Annotated in this window: 15 protein-coding genes; 2 read left to right on the top strand and 13 right to left on the bottom strand. The window is 67.0% G+C overall.

All coding sequences use genetic code 11. The features are described from left to right. Positions 1-23 precede the first annotated feature (23 nt). Positions 24-1,280: a glutaminase A gene (gene glsA, locus E1P53_RS16990; protein WP_131734983.1), complete on the top strand. Its 1,257-nt coding sequence runs from the start codon at positions 24-26 to the stop codon at positions 1,278-1,280. 59 nt (positions 1,281-1,339) lie between these two features. Then, entirely contained in the window at positions 1,340-2,338 is a 999-nt protein-coding gene (locus E1P53_RS16985) for an alpha/beta fold hydrolase (protein ID WP_131734982.1), read from the top strand. 62 nt (positions 2,339-2,400) lie between these two features. On the opposite strand, the gene E1P53_RS16980 is transcribed toward E1P53_RS16985, so the two are convergent. From E1P53_RS16980 to E1P53_RS16920, 13 genes are all read right to left on the bottom strand, one after another. After that, positions 2,401-6,357 carry a DNA-directed RNA polymerase subunit beta' gene (locus tag E1P53_RS16980; RefSeq protein ID WP_131734981.1) on the bottom strand — a complete coding sequence of 1,319 codons (3,957 nt, stop codon included), beginning with the start codon at positions 6,355-6,357 and terminating at the stop codon, positions 2,401-2,403. 90 nt (positions 6,358-6,447) lie between these two features. Then, complete coding sequence (rpoB, locus tag E1P53_RS16975; protein ID WP_006900779.1) at positions 6,448-9,936, bottom strand: DNA-directed RNA polymerase subunit beta; 3,489 nt, start codon at positions 9,934-9,936, stop codon at positions 6,448-6,450. Between the two features lie 356 nt (positions 9,937-10,292). Next, positions 10,293-11,345: a hypothetical protein gene (locus E1P53_RS16970; RefSeq protein WP_131734980.1), complete on the bottom strand. Its 1,053-nt coding sequence runs from the start codon at positions 11,343-11,345 to the stop codon at positions 10,293-10,295. After that, positions 11,345-11,992, bottom strand: a complete 648-nt coding sequence (locus tag E1P53_RS16965; RefSeq protein ID WP_371831006.1) for a hypothetical protein — start codon at positions 11,990-11,992, stop codon at positions 11,345-11,347. Before E1P53_RS16965 ends, E1P53_RS16970 begins: the two co-directional genes overlap by 1 nt. 90 nt (positions 11,993-12,082) lie before the next feature. After that, positions 12,083-13,324: an MCE family protein gene (locus E1P53_RS16960; protein ID WP_131734979.1), complete on the bottom strand. Its 1,242-nt coding sequence runs from the start codon at positions 13,322-13,324 to the stop codon at positions 12,083-12,085. Further along, on the bottom strand, positions 13,321-14,652 hold the full coding sequence (locus E1P53_RS16955) for an MCE family protein (RefSeq protein WP_131734978.1): 1,332 nt from the start codon (positions 14,650-14,652) through the stop codon (positions 13,321-13,323). Before E1P53_RS16955 ends, E1P53_RS16960 begins: the two co-directional genes overlap by 4 nt. Beyond that, positions 14,652-16,025, bottom strand: a complete 1,374-nt coding sequence (locus E1P53_RS16950) for an MCE family protein (protein WP_131734977.1) — start codon at positions 16,023-16,025, stop codon at positions 14,652-14,654. Before E1P53_RS16950 ends, E1P53_RS16955 begins: the two co-directional genes overlap by 1 nt. Further along, the gene (locus tag E1P53_RS16945) at positions 16,025-17,113 is read right to left on the bottom strand and encodes an MCE family protein (protein WP_109238327.1); all 1,089 of its coding nucleotides are present in this window, start codon (positions 17,111-17,113) and stop codon (positions 16,025-16,027) included. Before E1P53_RS16945 ends, E1P53_RS16950 begins: the two co-directional genes overlap by 1 nt. A 6-nt stretch (positions 17,114-17,119) precedes the next feature. Next, a complete protein-coding gene (locus E1P53_RS16940) occupies positions 17,120-18,202 on the bottom strand; it encodes an MCE family protein (protein ID WP_109238326.1) in 1,083 nt (360 codons plus the stop codon). After that, positions 18,199-19,530: an MCE family protein gene (locus tag E1P53_RS16935; protein ID WP_131734976.1), complete on the bottom strand. Its 1,332-nt coding sequence runs from the start codon at positions 19,528-19,530 to the stop codon at positions 18,199-18,201. Before E1P53_RS16935 ends, E1P53_RS16940 begins: the two co-directional genes overlap by 4 nt. 6 nt (positions 19,531-19,536) lie before the next feature. After that, positions 19,537-20,364, bottom strand: coding sequence for an MlaE family ABC transporter permease (locus E1P53_RS16930; protein ID WP_109238401.1), 828 nt, complete (start codon positions 20,362-20,364; stop codon positions 19,537-19,539). Positions 20,365-20,420: 56 nt separating this feature from the next. Further along, entirely contained in the window at positions 20,421-21,227 is an 807-nt protein-coding gene (locus E1P53_RS16925; protein ID WP_040526872.1) for an MlaE family ABC transporter permease, read from the bottom strand. Beyond that, positions 21,224-22,441, bottom strand: coding sequence for an ABC transporter ATP-binding protein (locus E1P53_RS16920; RefSeq protein ID WP_131735367.1), 1,218 nt, complete (start codon positions 22,439-22,441; stop codon positions 21,224-21,226). Before E1P53_RS16920 ends, E1P53_RS16925 begins: the two co-directional genes overlap by 4 nt. Positions 22,442-22,596: the final 155 nt, after the last annotated feature.

Below are 22,596 nucleotides of genomic sequence, written 5' to 3'. Positions count from 1 at the left end.
GGTCGTCACCGCTACGGTTGGTTATGCGATCCCCCATCGACGACTATCTCGAACAGGTCCTCAACGACTACCGCGATACCGACGACGGGGCCGTCATGACCGGCAATCGGGAACTCGAGAAGGCCGACCCGTCGTCGTTCGGGATCGCGCTGGCCACCGTCGACGGCACCGTCTACACCGCCGGAGTCGCCGACGTCGAGTTCTCCATGCAGTCGATCGCGAAGCTTCCCGCCTACGCCCTCGCGCTGCGCGACCGGGGACTCGACGCCGTCCTCGACCGCGTCGACACCGAACCCTCCGGGGACGCCTTCAACGAGATCTCCCTCGAGGCCGAGACCGGGCGGCCCCGCAACGCGCTCATCAACGCCGGTGCCATCGCCATCCACGCCATGGTCGACGGCGGGAACGCCACCGAGCGGGTCGAGCGCATCGCAGATCTCGTCGGCACCCTCGCCGGACGCGAGCTCACCATCGACGAGGACATGTGGGACGCCGAGATGGCCTCCGACGACCACAACACCGCACTCGCCTATCTCCTCCGCTCGGCCGGCAAACTCGACTACGAGCCCGAGGAGGTCGTCGACGGATACGCCGCGCAGTGCGCGATCACCGTCACCTGCCGCGACCTCGCGATGATGGGTGCCGTCCTCGCCAACGGCGGGCTGTCGACCACCAGTGAGGACGACCGGCTGCTCGAGGGCTGGATCACCCGCCACCTGCTCTCGGTGATGGCGACCTGCGGCATGTACGACGGCAGCGGCAGCTGGATGACCAAGGTCGGAATCCCGGCGAAAAGCGGTGTGAGCGGCGCGATCCTGGGTGTCCTGCCCGGCCAGATCGGAGTTGCGGTGTGGTCGCCGAAGCTCGACGATCAGGGCAACAGCGCGCGCGGTGTCGCCGTCTTCGAACGCCTCTCGCACGACATGGAACTGCACATGATGCATGTCGCGCCGTCGGGCATGCCGGCTCTGCGCTCGGTGACCGAACACGACGACGAGACCGTCGTCGAGATCCAGGGCGATGTGCGTTTCGCCGGCGCGGAGATCATCGCAAGCCGTGCGTGCCAGGGCTTTTCGACGAAGTCGGTGGTCCTCGACCTCACCCACGTGCGGGTGATGGACGACGCCGCGCGCCGGTTGGTGCGCGAGGTCGCCCGCCGGCTCGAGGATTCCTACGACGCCCGTGTCGAGGATCCCAACGGCCTGATGGACGAGGGCACCGACGACCAGGACACCCCGGACCAGCACGGGACCGGTCAGGGCGACACCGAGAAGCGGTGAGCCCGTCCGCCCTCGACGAACCGCACCCGCGCCGTCCGACTCGGCCATAAACTGTGCGGATGACGGGGAGAAGGTTCCGCGCGCCTGTGATCGCGGTTCTCGCAACGATTGTCGTCTTCTTCGGCCTGGCATCCGCAACGGTCGTGGCCGCGCCGGTCCCCCAACAGGGTGTGGCCGTGTCGACGTCCCACATCACCACCGAATGCGCCGGCAAACCCGTTCGGGTCGCCGCCCGCTGGTACTTCCCACCCGGCCGACCCACAGCCCTGGTGTGGCTCCAGCACGGCTTCTCCCGGACCGCGGCCAACCTCGACGCCCTCGCTCGTTCGTACGCGACCGCAGGCTTCCTCGTCGTCGGCCCGACGCTGGACTCGGTCAATCTTGGTGGGTGCGCCGTCGCGTACAACATCGCCGACAACGCCGCCTTCGCCCGCACGGTCGGCGGGGTGTTCGGCTCGGGCGCCCAGACCGGCAGTCCGCTCGCATCAAGCCTTCGGCGCGCTCGCGAAGCCGCGCACCGGCCCGACGTGGCGATGCCGTACCGGATGGTCTTCGCCGGACATTCTGCGGGAGGCGAGTTCGTGCTGGTGGCGGCCGACGCGCTTCGCCGCTCGGACCCGGCCGCCTATCGGCGCCTGTCCGGACTCATGCTGTTCGATCCGGTCAACTCGTTCTTCGGGACGCACTTCACCTCGGCCGCAGCATCTCTCGGCGTCGACGGGCTTCCGATCCGGGTGATCGCCTCGCAGCCGTCGATCTCCAACTCGTTCGAGTCCGGGGTGGCCGTGCTGCAGCGGACGACGCGACAGGATTTCCTCGGCGTGCGCCTGGTGACCGGCATCCACATCGACGCCGAGGGCACCTCGACCGACCTGATCGGGGAACTGTCGGAACTCGCCGCGCCCCGCCCCCGGAACGGTCGGGTCATCCACGCCCTGGCGACCGGATGGTCGTCGGACATGGTGGCCGGCACGGTGACCCCGACCTACTACCCCGGTGGCCGCTACTACGACCTGTTGCTCGCGACGCGAACCGTCACCACTCTCCCCGTGCGCTGAACCCGAACAGCGAAAAGCCCTCGCACTCAACGAGTGCGAGGGCTTTTCAGCCATCTTGCGGCTTACCGGTAGTCGTTGGAGAAACCGTAGTCGTCCAGCGGCACCGCAGCGCCGGCGGGAGCACCGAAGGTGCCGTCCGGGCTGTAGTAGGTGTCGTCGTACGACGGCACCGCGTAGGCCGCGGCACGCGCCTCCTCGGTCGGCTGGACCTGGATGTTCCGGTAACGGTTGATACCGGTACCGGCCGGGATCAGCTTACCGATGATCACGTTCTCCTTCAGACCGATCAGCTTGTCGCTGCGGCTGTTGATCGCCGCGTCGGTCAGGACACGCGTGGTCTCCTGGAACGACGCCGCAGACAGCCACGACTCGGTCGCCAGCGAGGCCTTGGTGATACCCATCAGGACCGGGCGGCCGGCAGCCGGCTCGCCACCCTCGGCGACGACGCGGCGGTTCTCCGCCTCGAACTCGGCGCGCTCGACGAGCGAACCGGGCAGGAACTCGGTGGAACCGTGATCGATGATCGTCACGCGACGCAGCATCTGACGCACGATCGTCTCGATGTGCTTGTCGTGGATCGACACACCCTGGCTGCGGTAGACCTCCTGGACCTCGTTGACCAGGTGGATCTGCACCTGGCGCGGGCCCATGACGCGCAGGACCTCGTGCGGGTTGGCCGAGCCCTCCATGAGCTGCTGGCCGACCTCGACGTGGTCGCCGTCGGCGAGGAGACGCTCGCTGCCGTCCTCGTGCTTGAACACACGCAGACGCTGACGCTTCGAGATCTTGTCGTAGACGACCTCTTCCGAACCGTCGTCCGGGATGATCGTGATCTTGTAGAAGCGGTCGTCGTCCTCGAGACGCACCCGGCCGGAGACCTCCGCGATCGGCGCGACGCCCTTGGGGACGCGGGCCTCGAAGAGCTCCTGGACACGCGGCAGACCACCGGTGATGTCGTCACCGACGCCACCCTGGTGGAACGTACGCATCGTCAGCTGGGTACCGGGCTCACCGATCGACTGGGCCGCGATGATACCGACGGCCTCGCCGATGTCGACGAGCTTGCCGGTCGCCATCGAACGGCCGTAGCACATGGCGCAGACGCCGGTGCCGGTGCCACAGGTGAGGACCGAACGCACCTTGACCCGCGTGATGCCGGCGGCGAGGCAGGCCTCGATGGCCGGGTCGCCCAGGTCGTGACCGCGCTCGACGATGACGTTGCCGTCCGCGTCGACCGCGTCGGCGGCCAGGGTGCGGGCGTACGCCGAGGTCTCGACGTGCGCGTCGCGGATGATCGAGCCGTCGGGCTGCTTCTCACCCAGCAAGACGGTGATGCCGCGCTCGGTGCCACAGTCGTGCTCGCGCACGATGACGTCCTGCGAGACGTCGACCAGACGACGGGTCAGGTAACCCGAGTCGGCGGTACGGAGAGCCGTGTCCGCCAGACCCTTGCGGGCGCCGTGGGTGTTGATGAAGTACTCGGCCACGGTCAGGCCCTCGCGGAACGAGGACTTGATCGGACGCGGGATGAACTCGCCCTTCGGGTTGGTCACCAGACCCTTCATGCCCGACAGGTTGCGGACCTGGGTCATGTTGCCCGTCGCACCCGACTTCGGGATCATCGTGATCGGGTTGTCGTCGGGGTAGTAGTCCTCCATGGCCTTACCGACTTCCTCGGTGGCCTGCTTCCAGATCTCCACGAGTGCGTCGCGACGCTCGTCCGGCGTGAGGGCGCCGCGCTGGAACTTGCGCTCCAGGCCGTCGGCGCGCTCCTCGTAACGCTCGAGGATCTCCTTCTTCTGCGGCGGCACGAGCACGTCGGCCATGGACACGGTGACGCCCGAACGGGTGGCCCAGTAGAAGCCCACGTCCTTGAGCTTGTCGACGGTCTGCGCGACCACGATCATCGGGTAGCGCTCGGCGAGATCGTTGATGATCGCGGCCTGACGCTTCTTCGGCATCTGCTCGTCGACGTACGGGTACTCGATCGGCAGCAGCTCGTTGAAGAGCACCCGGCCCAGCGTGGTGATGGTGGTCCACGGCTGGCCGTAGCGCCATCCCTCCGGGAACAGCTCGGCCTCGACCTCGGCCGGCGGGCGCAGCTCGGTCAGGCGCACCTTGATGCGCGACTGCACGGTCAGCTGCCCGCGGTCGACGGCCATGATGGCCTCGGCCGGACTCGAGTAGACGCCGCGCTCGACGTCGTCGCCGCTGGCCGGCTGGTACTCGCCCTTCGCGCCCTCCTTGAGGGTGGTCAGGTAGTACAGGCCGGTCACCATGTCCAGACGCGGCATGGCGAGCGGACGGCCCGACGCCGGCGACAGGATGTTGTTGCTCGACAGCATCAGGATGCGGGCCTCGGCCTGCGCCTCCGCCGACAGCGGCAGGTGCACGGCCATCTGGTCGCCGTCGAAGTCGGCGTTGAAGGCCTCACACACCAGCGGGTGCAGCTGGATGGCCTTGCCCTCCACCAGCTGCGGCTCGAAGGCCTGGATGCCCAGACGGTGCAGGGTCGGTGCACGGTTCAGCAGGACCGGGTGCTCGGCGATGACCTCTTCGAGGACGTCCCACACCGCGGGGCGCTGACGCTCGACCATGCGCTTGGCCGACTTGATGTTCTGGGCCTGGTTCAGGTCGACCAGACGCTTCATCACGAACGGCTTGAACAGCTCGAGCGCCATCAGCTTCGGCAGACCGCACTGGTGCAGCTTCAGCTGCGGACCGACGACGATGACCGAACGGCCCGAGTAGTCGACGCGCTTGCCGAGCAGGTTCTGGCGGAAACGACCCTGCTTGCCCTTCAGCAGGTCCGACAGCGACTTCAGCGGGCGGTTGCCCGGTCCGGTGACCGGACGGCCGCGACGGCCGTTGTCGAAGAGGGCGTCCACCGACTCCTGCAGCATCCGCTTCTCGTTGTTGACGATGATCTCGGGAGCACCGAGGTCGATCAGTCGCTTGAGGCGGTTGTTGCGGTTGATGACGCGGCGGTACAGGTCGTTGAGGTCCGAGGTGGCGAAGCGGCCACCGTCGAGCTGGACCATCGGACGCAGCTCCGGCGGGATCACCGGCACGGCGTCGAGGACCATGCCCAGCGGCGAGTTGCCCGACTGCTGGAACGCGGCGACGACCTTCAGGCGCTTGAGAGCACGCAGCTTCTTCTGGCCCTTGCCGTTGCGGATGGTCTCACGCAGGGACTCGGCCTCGGCGTCGATGTCGAAGTTCTCGAGGAGCTTCTTGATCGCCTCGGCACCCATGGCGCCCTGGAAGTACTCGCCGTAGCGCTCGTCGAGCTGGCGGTAGACCTTCTCGTCGATGATCAGGTCGCCCGGGGCGAGCTTGGTGAACTTGTCCCAGATCTCCTCGAGCGCGTCGAGCTCACGCTGGGCGGCGTCGCGCATACGACGCATCTCGCGCTCGGCGCCGTCGCGGACCTTGCGGCGCACGTCGGCCTTGGCGCCCTCGGCCTCGAGCTCGGCGAGATCCTGCTCGAGCTTCTGCTGGCGCTCGGCGAGATCGGCGTCGCGCTGGTCGGCGATCGCCTTCTTCTCGACCTCCATCTCGGCCTCGAGCGTCGACAGCTCGTTGTGGCGGAGCTCGTCGTCGACCGAGGTGATGACGTAGGCGGCGAAGTAGATGATCTTCTCGAGATCCTTCGGCGCCAGGTCGAGCAGGTAGCCGAGGCGGCTCGGCACACCCTTGAAGTACCAGATGTGGGTGACCGGCGCGGCGAGCTCGATGTGGCCCATACGCTCACGGCGCACCTTGGCCTTGGTCACCTCGACGCCGCAGCGCTCGCAGATGATGCCCTTGAAGCGGACGCGCTTGTACTTGCCGCAGTAGCACTCCCAGTCGCGAGTCGGTCCGAAGATCTTCTCGCAGAACAGGCCGTCCTTCTCCGGCTTCAGCGTGCGGTAGTTGATCGTCTCCGGCTTCTTGACCTCACCGTACGACCAGTTGTGAATATCGTCGGCCGTGGCCAGGCCGATCTTGAGTTCGTCGAAAAAGTTGACGTCGAGCACTTGTTACCTTTCCAGAGCTCTGTTGTCAGTGGGTCGGGCTGCCGGCCGTGGCGGACGACCGGCAACCCGGCCCGAGTTGGTGAGGATCAATCAGTTCGCGAGGTCGTCGACCGTGGCCGACTCGTTACGCGACAGGTTGATGCCGAGGTTGGCCGCGGCGCGCTCCAGGTCCTCGTCGTCGGAGTCGTGCATCTCGATGGCCGCACCGTCGGAGCTCAGCACCTCGACGTTCAGGCACAGCGACTGCAGCTCCTTCAGGAGGACCTTGAACGACTCGGGGATGCCGGGCTCGGGGATGTTCTCGCCCTTGACGATCGCCTCGTACACCTTCACGCGGCCCACCACGTCGTCCGACTTGATGGTGAGCAGCTCCTGCAGGGTGTAGGCGGCGCCGTAGGCCTGCATTGCCCAACACTCCATCTCACCGAAGCGCTGACCACCGAACTGCGCCTTACCACCGAGCGGCTGCTGGGTGATCATCGAGTACGGACCGGTCGAGCGGGCGTGGATCTTGTCGTCGACCAGGTGGTGCAGCTTGATGATGTACATGTAGCCGACGGCCACGGGGTACGGGAACGGCTCGCCGGAGCGGCCGTCGTACAGCGTCGCCTTGCCGTCGCCGTTGACCATCACCTCGCCGTCGCGGTTGGGGAGCGTCGAGGACAGCAGTCCGGTCAGCTCCTCCTCGCGCGCACCGTCGAACACCGGGGTGGCGGTCTTGGTGTTCGGCGGCGCCGAGTACATGTCCTCGGGCAGCTTCTCGGCCCACTCGGGGACCCCGCCGGCGACGTCGATGTTCCAGCCCGCCTTGGCGATCCACCCGAGGTGGGTCTCCAGGATCTGGCCGATGTTCATACGACGCGGCACGCCGTGGGTGTTCAGGATGATGTCGACCGGGGTGCCGTCGGGCAGGAACGGCATGTCCTCCTGCGGGAGGATCTTGCCGATGACGCCCTTGTTGCCGTGGCGGCCGGCCAGCTTGTCGCCGTCCTGGATCTTGCGCTTCTGGGCCACGTAGACGCGGACCAGCTCGTTGACGCCCGGGGGCAGATCGTCGTCGTCGTCGCGGCTGAACACGCGGACGCCGATGACCTTGCCGGTCTCGCCGTGGGGCACCTTCAGCGAGGTGTCGCGGACCTCGCGGGCCTTCTCGCCGAAGATGGCGCGCAGCAGGCGCTCCTCCGGGGTCAGCTCGGTCTCGCCCTTCGGGGTGACCTTGCCGACCAGAATGTCGCCGTCGCGGACCTCGGCGCCGATCCGCACGATGCCGCGCTCGTCGAGATCGGCGAGGACCTCGTCGGAGACGTTCGGGATGTCCCGGGTGATCTCCTCGGCACCGAGCTTGGTGTCACGGGCGTCGATCTCGTGCTCCTCGATGTGGATCGAGGTGAGGACATCCTCCTCCACGAGGCGCTGGCTCAGGATGATCGCGTCCTCGTAGTTGTGGCCCTCCCACGGCATGATCGCCACGAGCAGGTTCTTGCCGAGCGCCATCTCACCGTTCTCGGTGCAGGGGCCGTCGGCGAGGACCTGGCCGGACTCCACGCGCTGGCCCTCGTCCACGATCGGACGCTGGTTGGCGCAGGTGCCGTGGTTCGAGCGCGCGAACTTGCGCAGGCGGTAGGTGTCGCGGGTGCCGTCGTCGGCCATGACGGTGATGTAGTCGGCCGAGACCTCCTCCACCACGCCGGTCTTCGCCGAGACGATGACGTCGCCGGCGTCGACGGCGGCACGCAGCTCCATGCCGGTGCCGACCAGCGGGGACTCGCTGCGCAGCAGCGGCACCGCCTGACGCTGCATGTTCGCACCCATGAGGGCGCGGTTCGCGTCGTCGTGCTCGAGGAACGGGATCATCGCGGTCGCGACCGACACCATCTGGCGCGGCGAGACGTCGAGGTACTCGACCTCGGCCGGGCTGACGAACTTGACCTCGGGGCCCTTCTCACGGACGAGCACGCGCTCGTCGGTGATGCGGCCGTCGTCGTCGAAGTTCGTGTTCGCCTGGCCGATGAGGTAGCGGTCCTCCTCGTCGGCGGTCATGTACTCGATCTGGTCGGTGACGACACCGTCGACGACCTTGCGGTACGGGGTCTCGATGAAGCCGAACGGGTTGACCCGCGCGTACACCGACAGCGAACCGATCAGACCGATGTTCGGACCCTCAGGGGTCTCGATCGGGCACATGCGGCCGTAGTGCGACGGGTGGACGTCGCGGACCTCGAGGCCGGCGCGCTCGCGACTCAGACCGCCCGGGCCCAGCGCCGACAGGCGACGCTTGTGGGTCAGACCCGAGAGCGGGTTGTTCTGGTCCATGAACTGCGACAGCTGGCTGGTGCCGAAGAACTCCTTGATCGCCGCCACTACGGGACGGATGTTGATCAGGGTCTGCGGGGTGATCGCCTCGACGTCCTGGGTGGTCATGCGCTCACGCACGACACGCTCCATACGCGACAGGCCGACGCGGATCTGGTTCTGGATCAGCTCGCCGACGGTGCGCAGGCGGCGGTTGCCGAAGTGGTCGATGTCGTCGACCTCGACGGGCACCTCGACCCCACCCGGACCGGTCATGTAGGTCGTGGTGTGCGGGTCGGCCTCGTGCAGACGCACCAGGTACTCGACGGTGGTGACGATGTCCTCGCGGGTCAGGGTCGACTCGCCGGTCATCGGGTTGTCGGTCAGGCCCAGCTTCTTGTTGATCTTGTAGCGGCCCACGCGGGCGAGGTCGTAGCGCTTGTCCTTGAAGAACAGGTTCTCCAGGAGGTTCTCCGCCGACTCCTTGGTCGGGGGCTCGCCCGGACGCAGCTTGCGGTACACCTCGAGCAGCGCCTCGTCCTGGTTGGCGGTGTTGTCCTTCTCCAGGGTCGACATCATGATCTCGGAGAAGCCGAAACGCTCGGTGATCTCCTCGTTGGTGTAGCCGAGGGCCTTGAGCAGGACGGTGACCGGCTGGCGGCGCTTGCGGTCGATGCGGACACCGACGGTGTCGCGCTTGTCGACGTCGAACTCGAGCCAGGCACCGCGACCCGGGATCACCTTGACGGTGTGGAGGGTCTTCTCGGTGGCCTTGTCGATGGCGGCATCGAAGTACACACCCGGGCTGCGGACGAGCTGGCTCACCACGACACGCTCGGTGCCGTTGATGATGAAGCTGCCCTTGTCGGTCATGATCGGGAAGTCGCCCATGAAGACGGTCTGCGACTTGATCTCACCGGTGTTGTTGTTGATGAACTCCGCGGTGACGAACAGCGGCGCCGCGTAGGTCATGTCCTTGTCCTTGCACTCCTCGACGGAGGCCTTGACCTCGTCGAAGTGCGGATCGGAGAAGGACAGCGACATGGAGCCGGAGAAGTCCTCGATCGGGGAGAGCTCCGCGAGGACCTCCTCCAGACCGCCGACCGGGTTCTCCTCGCCGCGAGCGATCGCCTTGGCGCGCCACTCCGGGGACCCGACGAGCCATTCGAAGGAATCGAGTTGGATATCGAGGAGGCCGGGGACCTCCAGCGGCTCGCTGATCTTTGCAAACGACGCGCGATGCGGCGCGCCGGGGATTGTTGAGGTGGACTGGCGGTTGACTGCCAAGATGCGTCCTTCCAACACGACGTTATTCACAACCTAGATGTGTGGTGGCTTGATGGGCCGTTCGCTGGTGACACCCTGAGATCGGCGATCACACCAGCACACACAACAAGGTGGCCGTAGAAGGATCGGTAGATGGACAGGAGGCAGCCAGCGCAACGTCCAACAGTAGCAGAAAATAGACGCACTTTGTCAAGCCCGTCTGAGATCGATCTGGAAGCGATGTGCGCGCGGGTGGCTGCCTGCACGTCGATCGCTGGAGACAGACTGGCCCGCCGACGCCCAAACGTCAAGCGCTACGCGCCAATTTCGCCGATCTGTCCTGCGTCCACACCCTATGACCTGGCGGGTCGGGACGCTCAGAAGACCTCGACGCCCTCGATACGCCAGGTGTCGCCCTGCTTGACCATCGAGAACTGGGCGCGCGGGGCCAGGCTGTTGGTGGCCATGCCGTTGCGCGTCTCGCTGATGATCAGGTTGGCGATCACGGTCGCCCGGGCCCCGTCCCCGACACCGCTCATGTCCTTGACGCCGAGGGCGTCCACCCGGCAGTCGGCACCCGACTTGGTCTGGGTGATCAGCTCGCGCTGGGTCTTCAGCGACTCGTCGAATTCCTTGCGGGCATCGCCGGTGAGCGCGTCGCCGGCGCGTTTCGCCCAGGCGTCGAGGTCGGTGTACTGGTGTCCCCAGACCGCGCAGATGCGTTCCTGCGCCTGACCGGTGAGTTCGGCTGTCGCCTTCTGTTCGACGAACGCCTTGTTCGGGCCGATCTCGGCCCCCGGGTGGAATGCGAGGATCGCCGCGACGATGCCGAGGACCACGGCCGCGACGGCGAAGCCGATCGTCAGCACGGACGACAGACCGGATGTGCGCCGACCCCCGCGCTGCGGTCCCGCCGTGGTCTCTCCCGGACGCCGGGGCGGCACGGGAGTCCCCGCTGCCGGGGTCGTGCCGGCCGTCCGCCCGGTACGGGTCGTGGTCGCGGCGGGGCCGGGACCATCCGTGTCCCGGGTCCCCCGCGGGCGCAGGGTCGGCACCCGCGAGACAGGTCGGCGCGCCGACGACGCGTCGTCGGCGGCGGTGTCCTTGGTCAGCGAGACGCCGGCCCCGTCAGCAGCGGCGTCCTTCTCCAGCGACACTCCGGGCTCATCTGCGGTCTCGTCGGCGGTCGTCTCGCCTGCCGCATCGGTGTCGGTCCCGTCGGCCGGAGACTCCCCCGGTGAGGTCTCCTCATCGGATCGGAGGTCGCCGCCCGTGGCGACGACGGTCTCGTCGGCCGCAGGGCTTTCGCCGACAGCGGACGCCTGCTCGGTCGTGGTCTCGTCGTCGCCGGTCGGCCGCGCCGGGCGGGTGTGTCCGGCGACCTTCGGCCGGCGCGACTTGCGGGGCGAGTTCTTGGGGTTCGGTGCCATCAGTTCTCCCCTTCCGGCGCGGGTGCAGGCGCTTCGCCTGTGTCGGCGTAGGCGATCCCCTCGAGCCCGGTGATGCTCTCCGCCTTCCACACGTCGCCGTCCTTGACCATGCCGACGTCGAAGCCGCGCGTCTCGTCCACGTTGGGCTCGTCGGGTCGCTGCAGGGACGTGAGGACGTAGACGAGCACCTTGGCCTTCCCCTCGTCGGCGTTCACCTCGGTGGGGGCGCTGCGCAGCAGCCGCGCGGTCAGCTTCGCCGACGACGGACCGGCCTCCTCGAGCATCTTCAGGACGCCGCCGTCCTTCCCGCCGAGCACCTCTTCTCTGGCCTTGCCGGTCAGCGAGGCGTCGGCCCGCTCCTTGAAGGTGTCGAGATCGGCCGGATCGATCGTGGTGATGTTCAGAACCGCCTGCTCGGCCGCCTGGGTGGCCTGGTCGCGGGTCTGTTGCGCCGGGTACTCGTCGACGTACACGTTCCAGGCCTTCACGCCGAAGACCACCGCGCACACCACGGCGGCGACGAGGGCCACGAAGGACAGGACCAGCGGGACCAGACGCTTCAGCATGCGGCCCGTGTCGGCGTTCGACTTGTCGGACGACTCCGGACCAGGGGTCCCGGGGTCTTCGGATTCAGAGGTGCCAGTCATCGCAGACACTGTATAGATCACTCCTGAGCACAGCCCAAGTCCCGAGCACCGCCGCAAGGGCGGTCTCGGGACCTGATGAGCCGCGAGTCGTTATTTGGGCCGCACGCCGAGCAGCGCTGCGAGCTGGTTGGCGAGCGGGTTCAGGTTCAACTTGTCCGGATCCTTCTTCGGGGTCTTGTCCCACGGCTGCGGATAGGCCGGATTCGCGTACTGCGCTCGATCGGCGCCACGCACACCGGTCGGGTTGCCCTGGGGCACGGTGCACCGGGCGTCGGTGTTGAACGGGAAATCGTCGTAGTGGACGTCGAAGTTCGGGTTCTTGCGCTTGATCGCCGCGATCATCTCCTGGGTGCTCTCGTAACCGCGTGTACAGGCCGCGGGGTTGTTGGTCTCCAGGACGATGCCGAAGTGGGTCTGCCCGTCGCCGGGCGCCGGCGCGTGGCTACCCGCCGACAGTGCCGACAGCATCGCGACGGTGACCGACGAGGTGTAGGTGGCCGGCTCGATCGTGCGCGCCACCTCGGCGAGATCCTTCACGACCTTCGAGATGTCGTTGCCGTTCTTCTGGATCAGCTCCGAGATCTGGGTCGCCGACAACGTTCCCGTGGTCAGCAACCGGCGCAGATCCGGGTCCGCAGTCGCCAGCGTCGCGGTGATCAGGTTCAGGTTGCGCGACCAGGTGAGGATGGCATCCGACTGATCGGCCTGCGTCTCGAGCACGACGTTGGAGTCCTGGATGAGGCCGATCACCTGGCCCAGGTTGTCGACGCCGGCGCGGGAGAGCTTCCCAAGCGAGTCGACGAGCCGGGTCAGGTCGTCGGCGCGGCCGTTGAACGCCTTGCCGAGCTCGGTGACCACGACATGCAGGTCGTCGACGGGGATCGACGAGGTGAAGTCGATGGCCGACTTCACGACGTCCTGCAGCGGCGGCGGCAGCTCGGACTTCGTGATGATGTCGCCGTTCTTCAGGTACGGCCCCGTGGCGGTGGTCGGCTGCAGGTCGACGTACTGCTCGCCGATCGCCGACCGCGACGCGACGACCGCGACCGACGACGCCGGGATCTCGGGTCCGCCCGAGTTCAGTTCGAGCTTGACGTCGACGCCGTCCTTGGTGAGGGACAGGTCGCCGACCCGCCCGACCGGCACACCGAGGTAGGTCACCTCGGCATTGGTGAAGATGCCGCCGGAATCGGGCATCTGGGCGGTCACGGTGTAGACGCCGACGCCCGCGAGCTTGTCGAGTCGCGCGTACTTGGCGCCCACATAGACCAGGGCGACCAGACCGACCACGACGAACACGGCCAACTGGATCTTTACCAACTTGCCGATCATCGGCCTGCTCCTGTCGATCCCTGGGCCGGCGCCTTGGGCGCGAGACCCAGCGCCGAGAGCGGGCCGTCGAGAATCCCCTGCCCCGGGGTCGCCGGGGTGGGCATGCGGCCCGCACCCTCGGCCGGGCGCGAGAACGACGCCGGGTACGTGCCGCCCGACGGCGGGGTGTTCGGTCCCGGTCGCCAGTTCGGGCCCGGCGGCAACAGGGTGATCGTCGGCCAGCCGAGACGCGGCCCGTTGCCGTTGTAGTACGGGTTGCGCGGGTTGACCGGGACGTTCACTCGCACCGGCGGCGAGTACTTGGGTGTCCCCTGCCCCACGCCGAGCGCCTCCAGCTGGTTCAGGATGCGGAGGTCGAGCGTGATGAAGAGGTTCGTCGAGTCACCGTGGACCGCAGGTATGATCCAGTCCGGGTACGGGTGGGTCAGGACCAGCGGGGCCGCGGTGATCGCGTCCGGGGCGGCCTTCGCCAGCTCGGTCAGGATCGGGCGCAGCGCCTTGAGGTCGTTGATCAGCGCCTTGCGGGACTTGCCGAGAACGTCGGTGCCGACCTGGCCGAGCTGATCGAGCTTGGTCAGCAGCTCGACGAACTGCGGACGCTGCTCCTCGAGCACCTCGATGCCCTCGGGCAGCTGCTTGAGGATGCGGTCGATCTGCGCGGTCTGCTTCTCGGTTCGCGCAGAGAGGTCTGCGAGACCGTCGATCGCGGTCAGGATGTCGTCACGCTGGCGGTTGAGGCCGGCGATGAGCTTCTCCGACTGGTCGATGAGGCTGCGCACCTTGTCGGTGCGTCCCTCGAGCGCCTTGTTCAGCTCGGTGACGATCGGCTGCAGCTGATTGATGCCGCCGCCGGTCAGCAGCATCGCCAGCGCACCGAGAACCTGCTCGATGTCGGTGGCGGTACGCGTCCGCGTCACCGGGATCGGGTCCGCGGGATTCTGCCGCGGCGCGTTCTTCGCGTCCTCGGGCTCGCTCAGCGCGACGAACTTCTCGCCGAGAAGCGAGGTCTGCTGGACGCTGGCCTCAGCCTTGTCGGAGAGGTCGACGTCGTTCTTCACCTGGACCGTCACCTGGGCGTACCAGGCGTCCTTCGGCACCTCGACCTTGGTCACGCGGCCGACGGGGATGCCGTTCTGCTTCACCATCGACTGCGGAACCAGGTCGAGCACGTCGTCGAACTGGATCTTGTACGTCCGCGGGTCGGAGCCGGTGTCCACGCCGCCGGGCAGCGGGATCGACTGGATGCCGCCGGACATACAGCCCGACACCATCACGGTCAACGACAGCACCGCGCCGGCCAGCGTCATCCGCATGGAGCGTCGGTTCATCAGTTGCCTCCCCGTGGTTGCGGGGCACTCGAACTCGGCGCCGGGGTCTTGGTGGTGCGCGGCGCGGGCTTGGGCGTCGACTTGGTCGACGGTGCCGGCGTCGGGGTGTTGATCTTCGGATCCGGGTTACCGGGAACCGTGCCCGGGACCGGGTACTTCTGCAGCTTGTTGTTGCTCATGATCCCGAAGGGCAGCACCGGCAGCACCGGTTCGAGCACGCCCTCGGTGATCTGCTTGCCCACCGCCTGGCACTGGTTGACGAACGGGCGCAGCGCGTCGGAGAACTGCTTCGCCTGCGGGTTGCCCGGCAGCAGCGCCCCGAGGTCGAACAGGCCGCACGATGCGCTGAGCGGATCCTGCAGGTCCGGGATGGTCAGGCGCATCGCGAGATTGCCGGACTCCGCGTCGTAGGCGTTGATCAGGTTGCTGATCGCCACCGGCAGCACGGTCAGGATCTCCTTGAGATTGTTCTTGTTGTCGAGCAACGCCTGCGTGGTCGGCTGCAGGTCCTTGACGGTCTCGCCGATCTGCTCGCGGTTGTCGGCGATGAACTCCGCCACGTCGCCGAGGGCGATCGAGAGCTTGTTCAACGACGACGCGAGCTGTTCGCGCTCACCGGCGAGGAACTTGTTGAACGACGCCATCTGGCTGTTGAACTGACGCACCTGGGCGTCGTTCTCGCGCAGCGCGGCCACGAAGGTGTTCAGGTTTTTGACGGTGTCGAACAGGTTCCCGCGCGAATCGCTGAGCGTGGTCGTCGCCTTCGAGAGGTTCTCGATGGCCGCGCCGAGCTTCTCGCCGTTGCCGTTCAGGTTCTCCGCGCTGGTCGTGATGAGCTCGCTCACCGCGCCCTGGCGTCCGGTTCCGTCGGTCTTGTTGGCGCCGTCGGGTCCGAGCGCGTCGGAGAGTTCCTGGACGCTGCGGTACAGCTCGTCCACCTCGACCGGAACCATCGTGCGGTCCTCGGACAGGGTGATGTCGCGTCCGGCCTTCGGGCCACCGGTGTACGCCGGGGTGAGCTGGACGTAACGGTCGGCGACGACCGACGGGATCACCTGCACGGCACGGACGTCCTCGGGCAGGGTTATGCCCCGGTCGACCGTCATGATCACCTTCACCGTCTCACCCTGCGGCGTGACGGAGTCGACCTTTCCCACGTTGACGCCGAGGATGCGGACGTCCGAGCCCTCGTAGATGCCGACCGAGCGCTTGAACGTCGCGGTGATCTTGGTGGTCCCGATGCCGGAGAACACCCACCACAGGGCGCCCGCCACGACGAGCGCGATGATCAGCCCGAGGATGGTCAGCACGATGTGCCGCGGGGTGAACCAGCGACCGGGACCGGCGGTCTGCGTCAGGTCTGGTGCGGTCATCAGCCTGCCTCCGTTCCGCCGTTGTTCTGGTCGACCTTCTTGTTGGGCGGCCGCGTCGTGTTCTGCTGCGGCAGTGCCGGCGGCAGCAGGTTGATCACTGTCGACTCGAACCAGCGGCCGTTGCCGAGCACGTTGGCGTAGAGCCGGTAGAACGGCGCCAGATACTTCAGCGACTCGCGGATGTTCTGGTTCTGTCGCTGCAGCAACTCGTTCACGCCCTTCAGCGCGTCGAGGGCCGGCCCGATCTGCTCCTCGTTGTCCCGGACGATCCCGGTCAGCGAGTCACCGAGGCTGGTCGTCGACGCCAGCAGCGCCGAGATGGCCTGCTGCCGGTTGTTCAGCTCGTCGAGCAGCTGTCCCGCCCCGGCGATCAGGCGCACGAACTCCTCGTTGCGATCGGCGAGGATCTTCGAGGTGTCCTTGGTCGCGGCGAGGAGCTTCTGCACCTCCTGGTCGCGGCTGGCGATCGTGTTCGACAGGCGGGCCAGGCCGTCGAGGGCCGGGCCGGCGTTGCCCGCGGTGCCCGAGAAGGCGTCCGACAGGACCTCCATGGAGTCCGCGATCTGCTTGGTGTCGAAGTCCTCGATCTGCTCGGTCGCCGCGGAGAACGCCTCCATGACGTCGAACGGCGCGACCGTGTCGGTCAACGGCGTGTCGGGATCGGCGGGCTTGCTGCCACGCGGGTTCAATGCCAGGTACTTCTGGCCCAGGATCGTCTTGATCTGGATCGACGCCTGGGTCTGGTCTCCGATCCAGGTGTTCTCGACCTTGAAGCTGACGTCGACGTGGTCGCCGTCGAGCTTCACGCTATCGACCTCGCCGACCTTGACGCCCGCGACGCGCACCTCGTTGCCGGGCTTGAGCCCGGCGGCCTCGCTGAACTGCGCGGTGTAGCGCGCACCGGCGCCCAGCAGGGGCACCTCGGTGAGGTAGAAGGCGCTCAGACCGAGCATCGCCATGATCAGGATGCCGATCGCGCCGATGCTGACCGGGCTGCGGCGCCCACCGAACCGCCGGTGGGGGTGCTGCTGCGGCTGCTGATCGTCGGCCGGTTCGCCGGCCACGTTCGTGGTGTTCTCTTCTGCCATCTCAGGTCACCCCCCAGGCTTCTCGTCGGCCCAGCAGCGGGTGGCCGCGCTGGTGTAGAGCACGTGATTGATCTCGGGCAGCGGTACCAACGGCTTGGTCAGCACCGTGGACTTGCCGGTGCCGGCGACGATGTCGATGCCGCACAGATAGAACTGGAACCACGAGCCGAAGGTCGCGGCGCGGCCGATCTTCTGCAGCTTCACCGGCAGGTTGGTCAGCGTCTCCTCGATGTCCTTGTCCCGCTTGTTGATCTCGTCGGACAGCGCCTTGAGTCCGGCGATGTCGCCCTGGATGGACGGGCGCGTGGCGCCGAGGATGTTCGCCGTGACGGAGGTCAGGCTCGACACCGAGCTGATCGCCGAGCCGACCGAACCGCGCTGGGCGGCCAGACCCGTCACGAGCTTCTCGGTGTTGTCGAGGAGGCTGGTGAACTGCTCGTCGTTCTTGTTGACGGTGTCGAGGACCTTGGTCAGGTTCCCGATCAGCTCGCCGATCACCTTGTCCTTGTCGGCGATCGCGTTGGTCAGGTCCGCGGTGTCGCTGACGAGCCGGGTGATCGAGCCACCCTGCCCGTCGAAGATCTTGATGATCTCGTCGGCGAGCTTGTTGACGTCCTCGGCCGACAGCTGCTGGAACAGCGGACGGAAGCCGTTGAACAACTCGGTCAGGTTCACCGGCGGGTGGGTGCTGTTGTCGTTCTCCTCGACGCCGAAGGTGTGACCCTGCGGCACCGTCTTCGACGGGTCACCGGCCCCGCGCTCGAGGGCGAGGTACCGCAGGCCGGTCAGGTTGCGGTAGCGGATGTAGAGCTGCGTGCCGTCGGGCAGACGGTCGCGGTCGACGTTGAACGAGACCATGGCCTTGTTCCGGTCGTAGACCTCGACCTTCTCGACCTGGCCGACGCGCACACCGGCGATGCGCACGTCGTCGCCGGGGTTGAGCAGCGTCGCGTCGTCGAAGACGGCCTTGAACTTCGCATCACCGTCGCCGCCGGCGTTCGCGATGGTGAGCGCGAGCAGGCTGGTGGTGATGACCGTGATCAGCGCGAAGATGATCAGCTTGGTCAGAGGCGCGGCGATCGATTTCATTTGATGTCGACCTTCGCTCCCTGCAGGGCGCCGCCGGCGATCGTCGTCACCCAGGTCGGCACCTCTTCCGGTGCCTTACCGGAGGTGGCTCCGTAGATCACCTGCAACTGCCTGCGGTAGTCCGGGTCATCGAACGGGTTGGAGGTCACCGTGCCGGCGGGGACGCCGCTGAACTGCGGCTGCGGCAGTTCCTTGACGTTGCGCGGGCCGGCGTTTCGCGACGGCGGCTGGTAGCTGCCGTCGGCGAGGCCGCCGCCGGGGTACTGCGGGAACGGGCGGCCGTTCTTGGCCGGCTCGTAGCAGACTGCGGGAGGATCGAGGTCCATGAATCGCGGTTCGTCCTGGTTCGGTAGATAGCGGCCGCGGGGGTTGACGAACTGCAGGTTCACGCGCACGCCGGGGTTCTTGGTGCCCACGCCCAAGATCTCGCGGGTCCCGGGGATGAGTTCGGCGAAGTTGCGGAACGTGCACGTGAAGACCGGCGACTGCTTGGCGAGGCCGACGAGCAGTTCCTCGGAGTCCACGGCCAGATCGATCAGATCGGTGCGGTTCTGGCGCAGCCATCGGGTGGCGTCGTCGGACGCCACGCCGAGGGTCGCGATCAGGGTGCGCAGGTCGCCCTGGCGCTCGACGATGGTGTTCGACGTGGTCCGGAACGAGTCCAGCGCGTCGATGACGTCGGGAAGGGCCTGCGAGTAGGTCTGCGAGAAGGACGCGAGGCCTTCCAGGGTGCCCTCGAGCTCGGGCAGGTTCTTGTTGACCTCGCCGAAGATCTGGTTGAGCTCCTCGAACGTGGTGCCGAGCTGCTCGCCGCGACCCGACAGCGCCTGCGAGAGCGCGGTCAGCGTGGCGTTGAGATCCTGCGGCGGGATCGCCTCGAGGACCGGGAGCAGCTCGTCGAACAGCTGCTGGACCTCGAGCGCGTTGCCGCTGTTGTCGGTCCGGATCGTCGAGCCGTTGTGCAGCGTCGGCCCCGAGGTGTCCTTGGGGACCTGCAGCGCGACGTATCGCTCGCCGAAGAGGGTCTTCGGCAGGATGCGCGCGGTCGTGTCAGCGGGCAGCTGCTTCGCCTTGTCCGGGTCGAGGCCGAGGATGACCTCGACCGAGCCGTCCGGTGATGGCTTGACCTCACGCACCTCGCCGACGACCATGCCCCGTGCCTTGACGTCGGCATTGGCCGGCAACGCGTTGCCGGTCGAGTCGGTGACGAGGGTGACGTCGGTGAAATCCTGGAACGTCTTGTTGAACTTGGTGATCGTCGCAGCGAAGAAGATCGCGACCACGACGAAGAACACCAGGCCGAGCAGTCGTCGGCGCAGCACCTGCATCTCGGGCTAACCCCCCACTCGCACGGTCGTGGTGGTGCCCCAGATCGCGAGTCCGAGGAAGAAGTCGAGGACCGCGATGAGCACCAGTGCCGATCTGACCGCGTGGCCGACGGCCACGCCCACGCCTGCCGGACCGCCCGACGCGTAGTAGCCGTAGTAGCAGTGCACCAGGATGATCACGAAGGCGAAGACCAGCACCTTGCCGAAGGACCAGAGAACGTCCGCCGGCGGCAGGAACAGATTGAAGTAGTGGTCGTAGGAGCCGCCCGACTGGCCGTTGAACACCGTCGTGACCACGCGGGAGGCGAGGTAGGCCGACAACAGGCCCAGCACGTACAGCGGGATGACGGCGATGAAGCCGGCGATCACGCGGGTGGAGACCAGGAACGGGATCGACGGCACGGCCATCGTCTCGAGGGCGTCGATCTCCTCGGAGATGCGCATGGCGCCGAGTTGGGCGGTGAAACCACAGCCGACGGTCGCCGACAGGGCGAGGCCCGCCACGAGAGGCGCCACCTCACGGGTGTTGACGTAGGCCGACAGGAAGCCGGTGAGGGCCTGCGAACCGATCTGGTCGAGGGCCGCGTAGCCCTGCAGACCGACGACGACGCCGGTGAAACCCGACATCAGCACCATCACGCCGATCGTGCCGCCGATGACCGCGAGGCCGCCCGAGCCGAATGCCACCTCGGCGAGGAGTCGCAGGACCTCACGGGTGTAATGCACCAGCGTCTTCGGCATCCACGCGAGCGTGCGGCCGTAGAACGACATCTGCTCGCCGGCGCCGTCGAGCACCTTCAGCGGCTTGCCCAGTTGCTTGCGGGCCTCGTACATGAAGTACTCGGGCCTGCTCTTGGCGATAGTCACGCCTCCGCCACCATCGGTCACGTCTAGCTTCCCTTCGGCGGGACGACCTGCAGGTAGACCGCAGTGATGATCAGGTTTGCGAGGAAGAGCAGCAGGAACGTGATGACGACGCTCTGGTTGACCGCGTCACCGACGCCCTTCGGGCCGCCCTTCGGGTTGAGGCCCTTGTAAGACGCGACCACACCGGCGAGCACACCGAAGACGGCCGCCTTGAGGGTCGACACGTAGAGGTCGGGCAGCTGCGCGAGCGCACCGAAGGACGCCAGGTAGGCACCCGGGGTACCGCCCTGCACCACGACGTTGAAGAAGTAACCACCGCCGATGCCGATGACGGCGACCAGACCGTTGAGCAGCATCGCGACCAGAACCATCGCCAGCACGCGCGGAACGACCAGGCGCTGGATCGGGTTGATGCCCAGCACCTCCATCGCGTCGATCTCCTCGCGGATCGTGCGCGAACCGAGGTCGGCGGCCACGGCCGACCCGGCCGCGCCCGCGATGAGCAGGGACGTCACCAGAGGCGAGCCCTGCTGGATCACCACCAGCACGCTCGCCGCGCCGGTGTACGACTCGGCGCCGAGCTGCTTGATCAGCGAACCGGTCTGCAACGAGACGATCGCGCCGAACGGGATCGCGATGAGCGCGGTGGGCAGGATCGTCACGCTGGCGATGAACCAGGCCTGCTGGATGAACTCCCGCCACTGGAACGGGCGCACGAAGGTCTGGCGTGCAACGTCGACGAAGAGCTGAACGATGTTGCCGGTCTGGGCGAGAGCACCCGTCCCGGCCTGCGCGATTCGGTCGACGCCACGCATGGTGGCGCTGGTCATTCCTGGGTCGTCCGCCCTTCGTTGCCGTCAGCCGCATGCTGACCGCGCTTGGTCAGCGGGTCTGTCTGCCACTGCTCGGTGGGTGCGTCGCTGCCCCCGTAGTCGATGACGGCGGTCTTGGCGTCCGCGACCGCCACGTTGCCGGCCGGGGCCGCGGTCCACTCGCCACCGGCTGCTGCGTTCCCGCCCGCCATGTTGCTGGCGTGGGCGTCGCTCTCGGCGCGGATGCGGTCTTCCTCTTCCATGCTGCGCAGGATCGCCTCCTGGGCCTGCGGCGGCAGGGTGTGCAGCATCGCCATCACGCGCTCGCGGTGACGCTTGACCGCCTTGCGCTCGGGCATGCCCGGATTCGGCTGCACCTGCGGGATGATCTCGGTGAAGTCCTCCTTGGTGCCGCCACCGGAGATGCCCGCGGCCTGCATCGCCTCTTCCTGCTTCTGGACCGCCTCGTCCTTCTCCTCCGACATGCCGATCGGACCGAAGCGGTCGCCGGCCAGGAACTGCTTGACCACCGGCTGCTCCGAGGTCAGCAGCTGCTCGCGAGGACCGAACATCACCAGCTCCTTGCGGAACAACATGCCGATGTTGTCCGGGATGGTGCGGGCGATGTTGATGTTGTGGGTCACGATCAGGATCGTCGCGTCGATCTGCGCGTTGATGTCGATCAACAGCTGCGAGATGTACGCGGTACGAACGGGATCCAGACCGGAGTCCGGCTCGTCGCACAGGATGATCTGGGGATCGAGCACGAGGGCGCGCGCGAGGCCGGCACGCTTGCGCATACCGCCGGAGATCTCACCGGGGAGCTTGTCCTCCGCACCGGTCAGACCGACCAGGTCGATCTTCTCCATCACGATGTCGCGGATCTCGTGTTCCTTCTTCTTCGTGTGCTCACGAAGCGGGAAAGCGATGTTGTCGTAGAGGCTCATCGAGCCGAACAGCGCGCCGTCCTGGAAGAGGACGCCGAACAGCTTGCGGATCTCGTAGAGCTCCTTGGCCGAGCACTTGGTGATGTCGGTGCCGTCGATGATCACCGAACCCTGCTCCGGGTGCAGCAGACCGATCAAGGTCTTCAGGAACACCGACTTGCCGGTACCCGACGGACCCAGCAGTGCCGAGACCTCGCCCTCCGGCAGGGTCAACGTCACATCACGCCAGATGTTCTGCGAGCCGAACGACTTCGTGAGCCCCTCGACACTGACCTCTACACCCACAACTTCCTCCAGACGATCGCTGCCCCCGAATGCGGCCACGGTGTGTCCGCACACCAACCGGTGGCATTTGTGGTTGGGGTCACTGTATCGGAACCGTGACCAACCACAACGTGACCGGTTGACTCAGCGTTTGGCGGGCGCGAAGCTACCGTTCG

Source organism: Gordonia paraffinivorans (assembly GCF_900683595.1).
Lineage (GTDB): Bacteria > Actinomycetota > Actinomycetes > Mycobacteriales > Mycobacteriaceae > Gordonia > Gordonia paraffinivorans.
Note: the sequence above shows the minus strand (reverse complement) of the source record. Positions and strands in the feature narration are given on the sequence as shown.

What these genes read in the sequence shown, in the direction of transcription:
- glsA (WP_131734983.1), top strand. Translation starts at nt 24, where the DNA reads ATGCGATCCCCCATCGACGACTATCTCGAACAGGTCCTCAACGACTAC.
- E1P53_RS16930 (WP_109238401.1), bottom strand. Translation starts at nt 20,364, where the DNA reads ATGTACGAGGCCCGCAAGCAACTGGGCAAGCCGCTGAAGGTGCTCGAC.
- E1P53_RS16960 (WP_131734979.1), bottom strand. Translation starts at nt 13,324, where the DNA reads ATGATCGGCAAGTTGGTAAAGATCCAGTTGGCCGTGTTCGTCGTGGTC.
- E1P53_RS16985 (WP_131734982.1), top strand. Translation starts at nt 1,340, where the DNA reads ATGACGGGGAGAAGGTTCCGCGCGCCTGTGATCGCGGTTCTCGCAACG.
- E1P53_RS16950 (WP_131734977.1), bottom strand. Translation starts at nt 16,025, where the DNA reads ATGACCGCACCAGACCTGACGCAGACCGCCGGTCCCGGTCGCTGGTTC.
- E1P53_RS16955 (WP_131734978.1), bottom strand. Translation starts at nt 14,652, where the DNA reads ATGAACCGACGCTCCATGCGGATGACGCTGGCCGGCGCGGTGCTGTCG.
- E1P53_RS16935 (WP_131734976.1), bottom strand. Translation starts at nt 19,530, where the DNA reads ATGCAGGTGCTGCGCCGACGACTGCTCGGCCTGGTGTTCTTCGTCGTG.
- E1P53_RS16925 (WP_040526872.1), bottom strand. Translation starts at nt 21,227, where the DNA reads ATGACCAGCGCCACCATGCGTGGCGTCGACCGAATCGCGCAGGCCGGG.
- E1P53_RS16940 (WP_109238326.1), bottom strand. Translation starts at nt 18,202, where the DNA reads ATGAAATCGATCGCCGCGCCTCTGACCAAGCTGATCATCTTCGCGCTG.
- E1P53_RS16970 (WP_131734980.1), bottom strand. Translation starts at nt 11,345, where the DNA reads ATGGCACCGAACCCCAAGAACTCGCCCCGCAAGTCGCGCCGGCCGAAG.
- E1P53_RS16945 (WP_109238327.1), bottom strand. Translation starts at nt 17,113, where the DNA reads ATGGCAGAAGAGAACACCACGAACGTGGCCGGCGAACCGGCCGACGAT.
- E1P53_RS16965 (WP_371831006.1), bottom strand. Translation starts at nt 11,992, where the DNA reads ATGACTGGCACCTCTGAATCCGAAGACCCCGGGACCCCTGGTCCGGAG.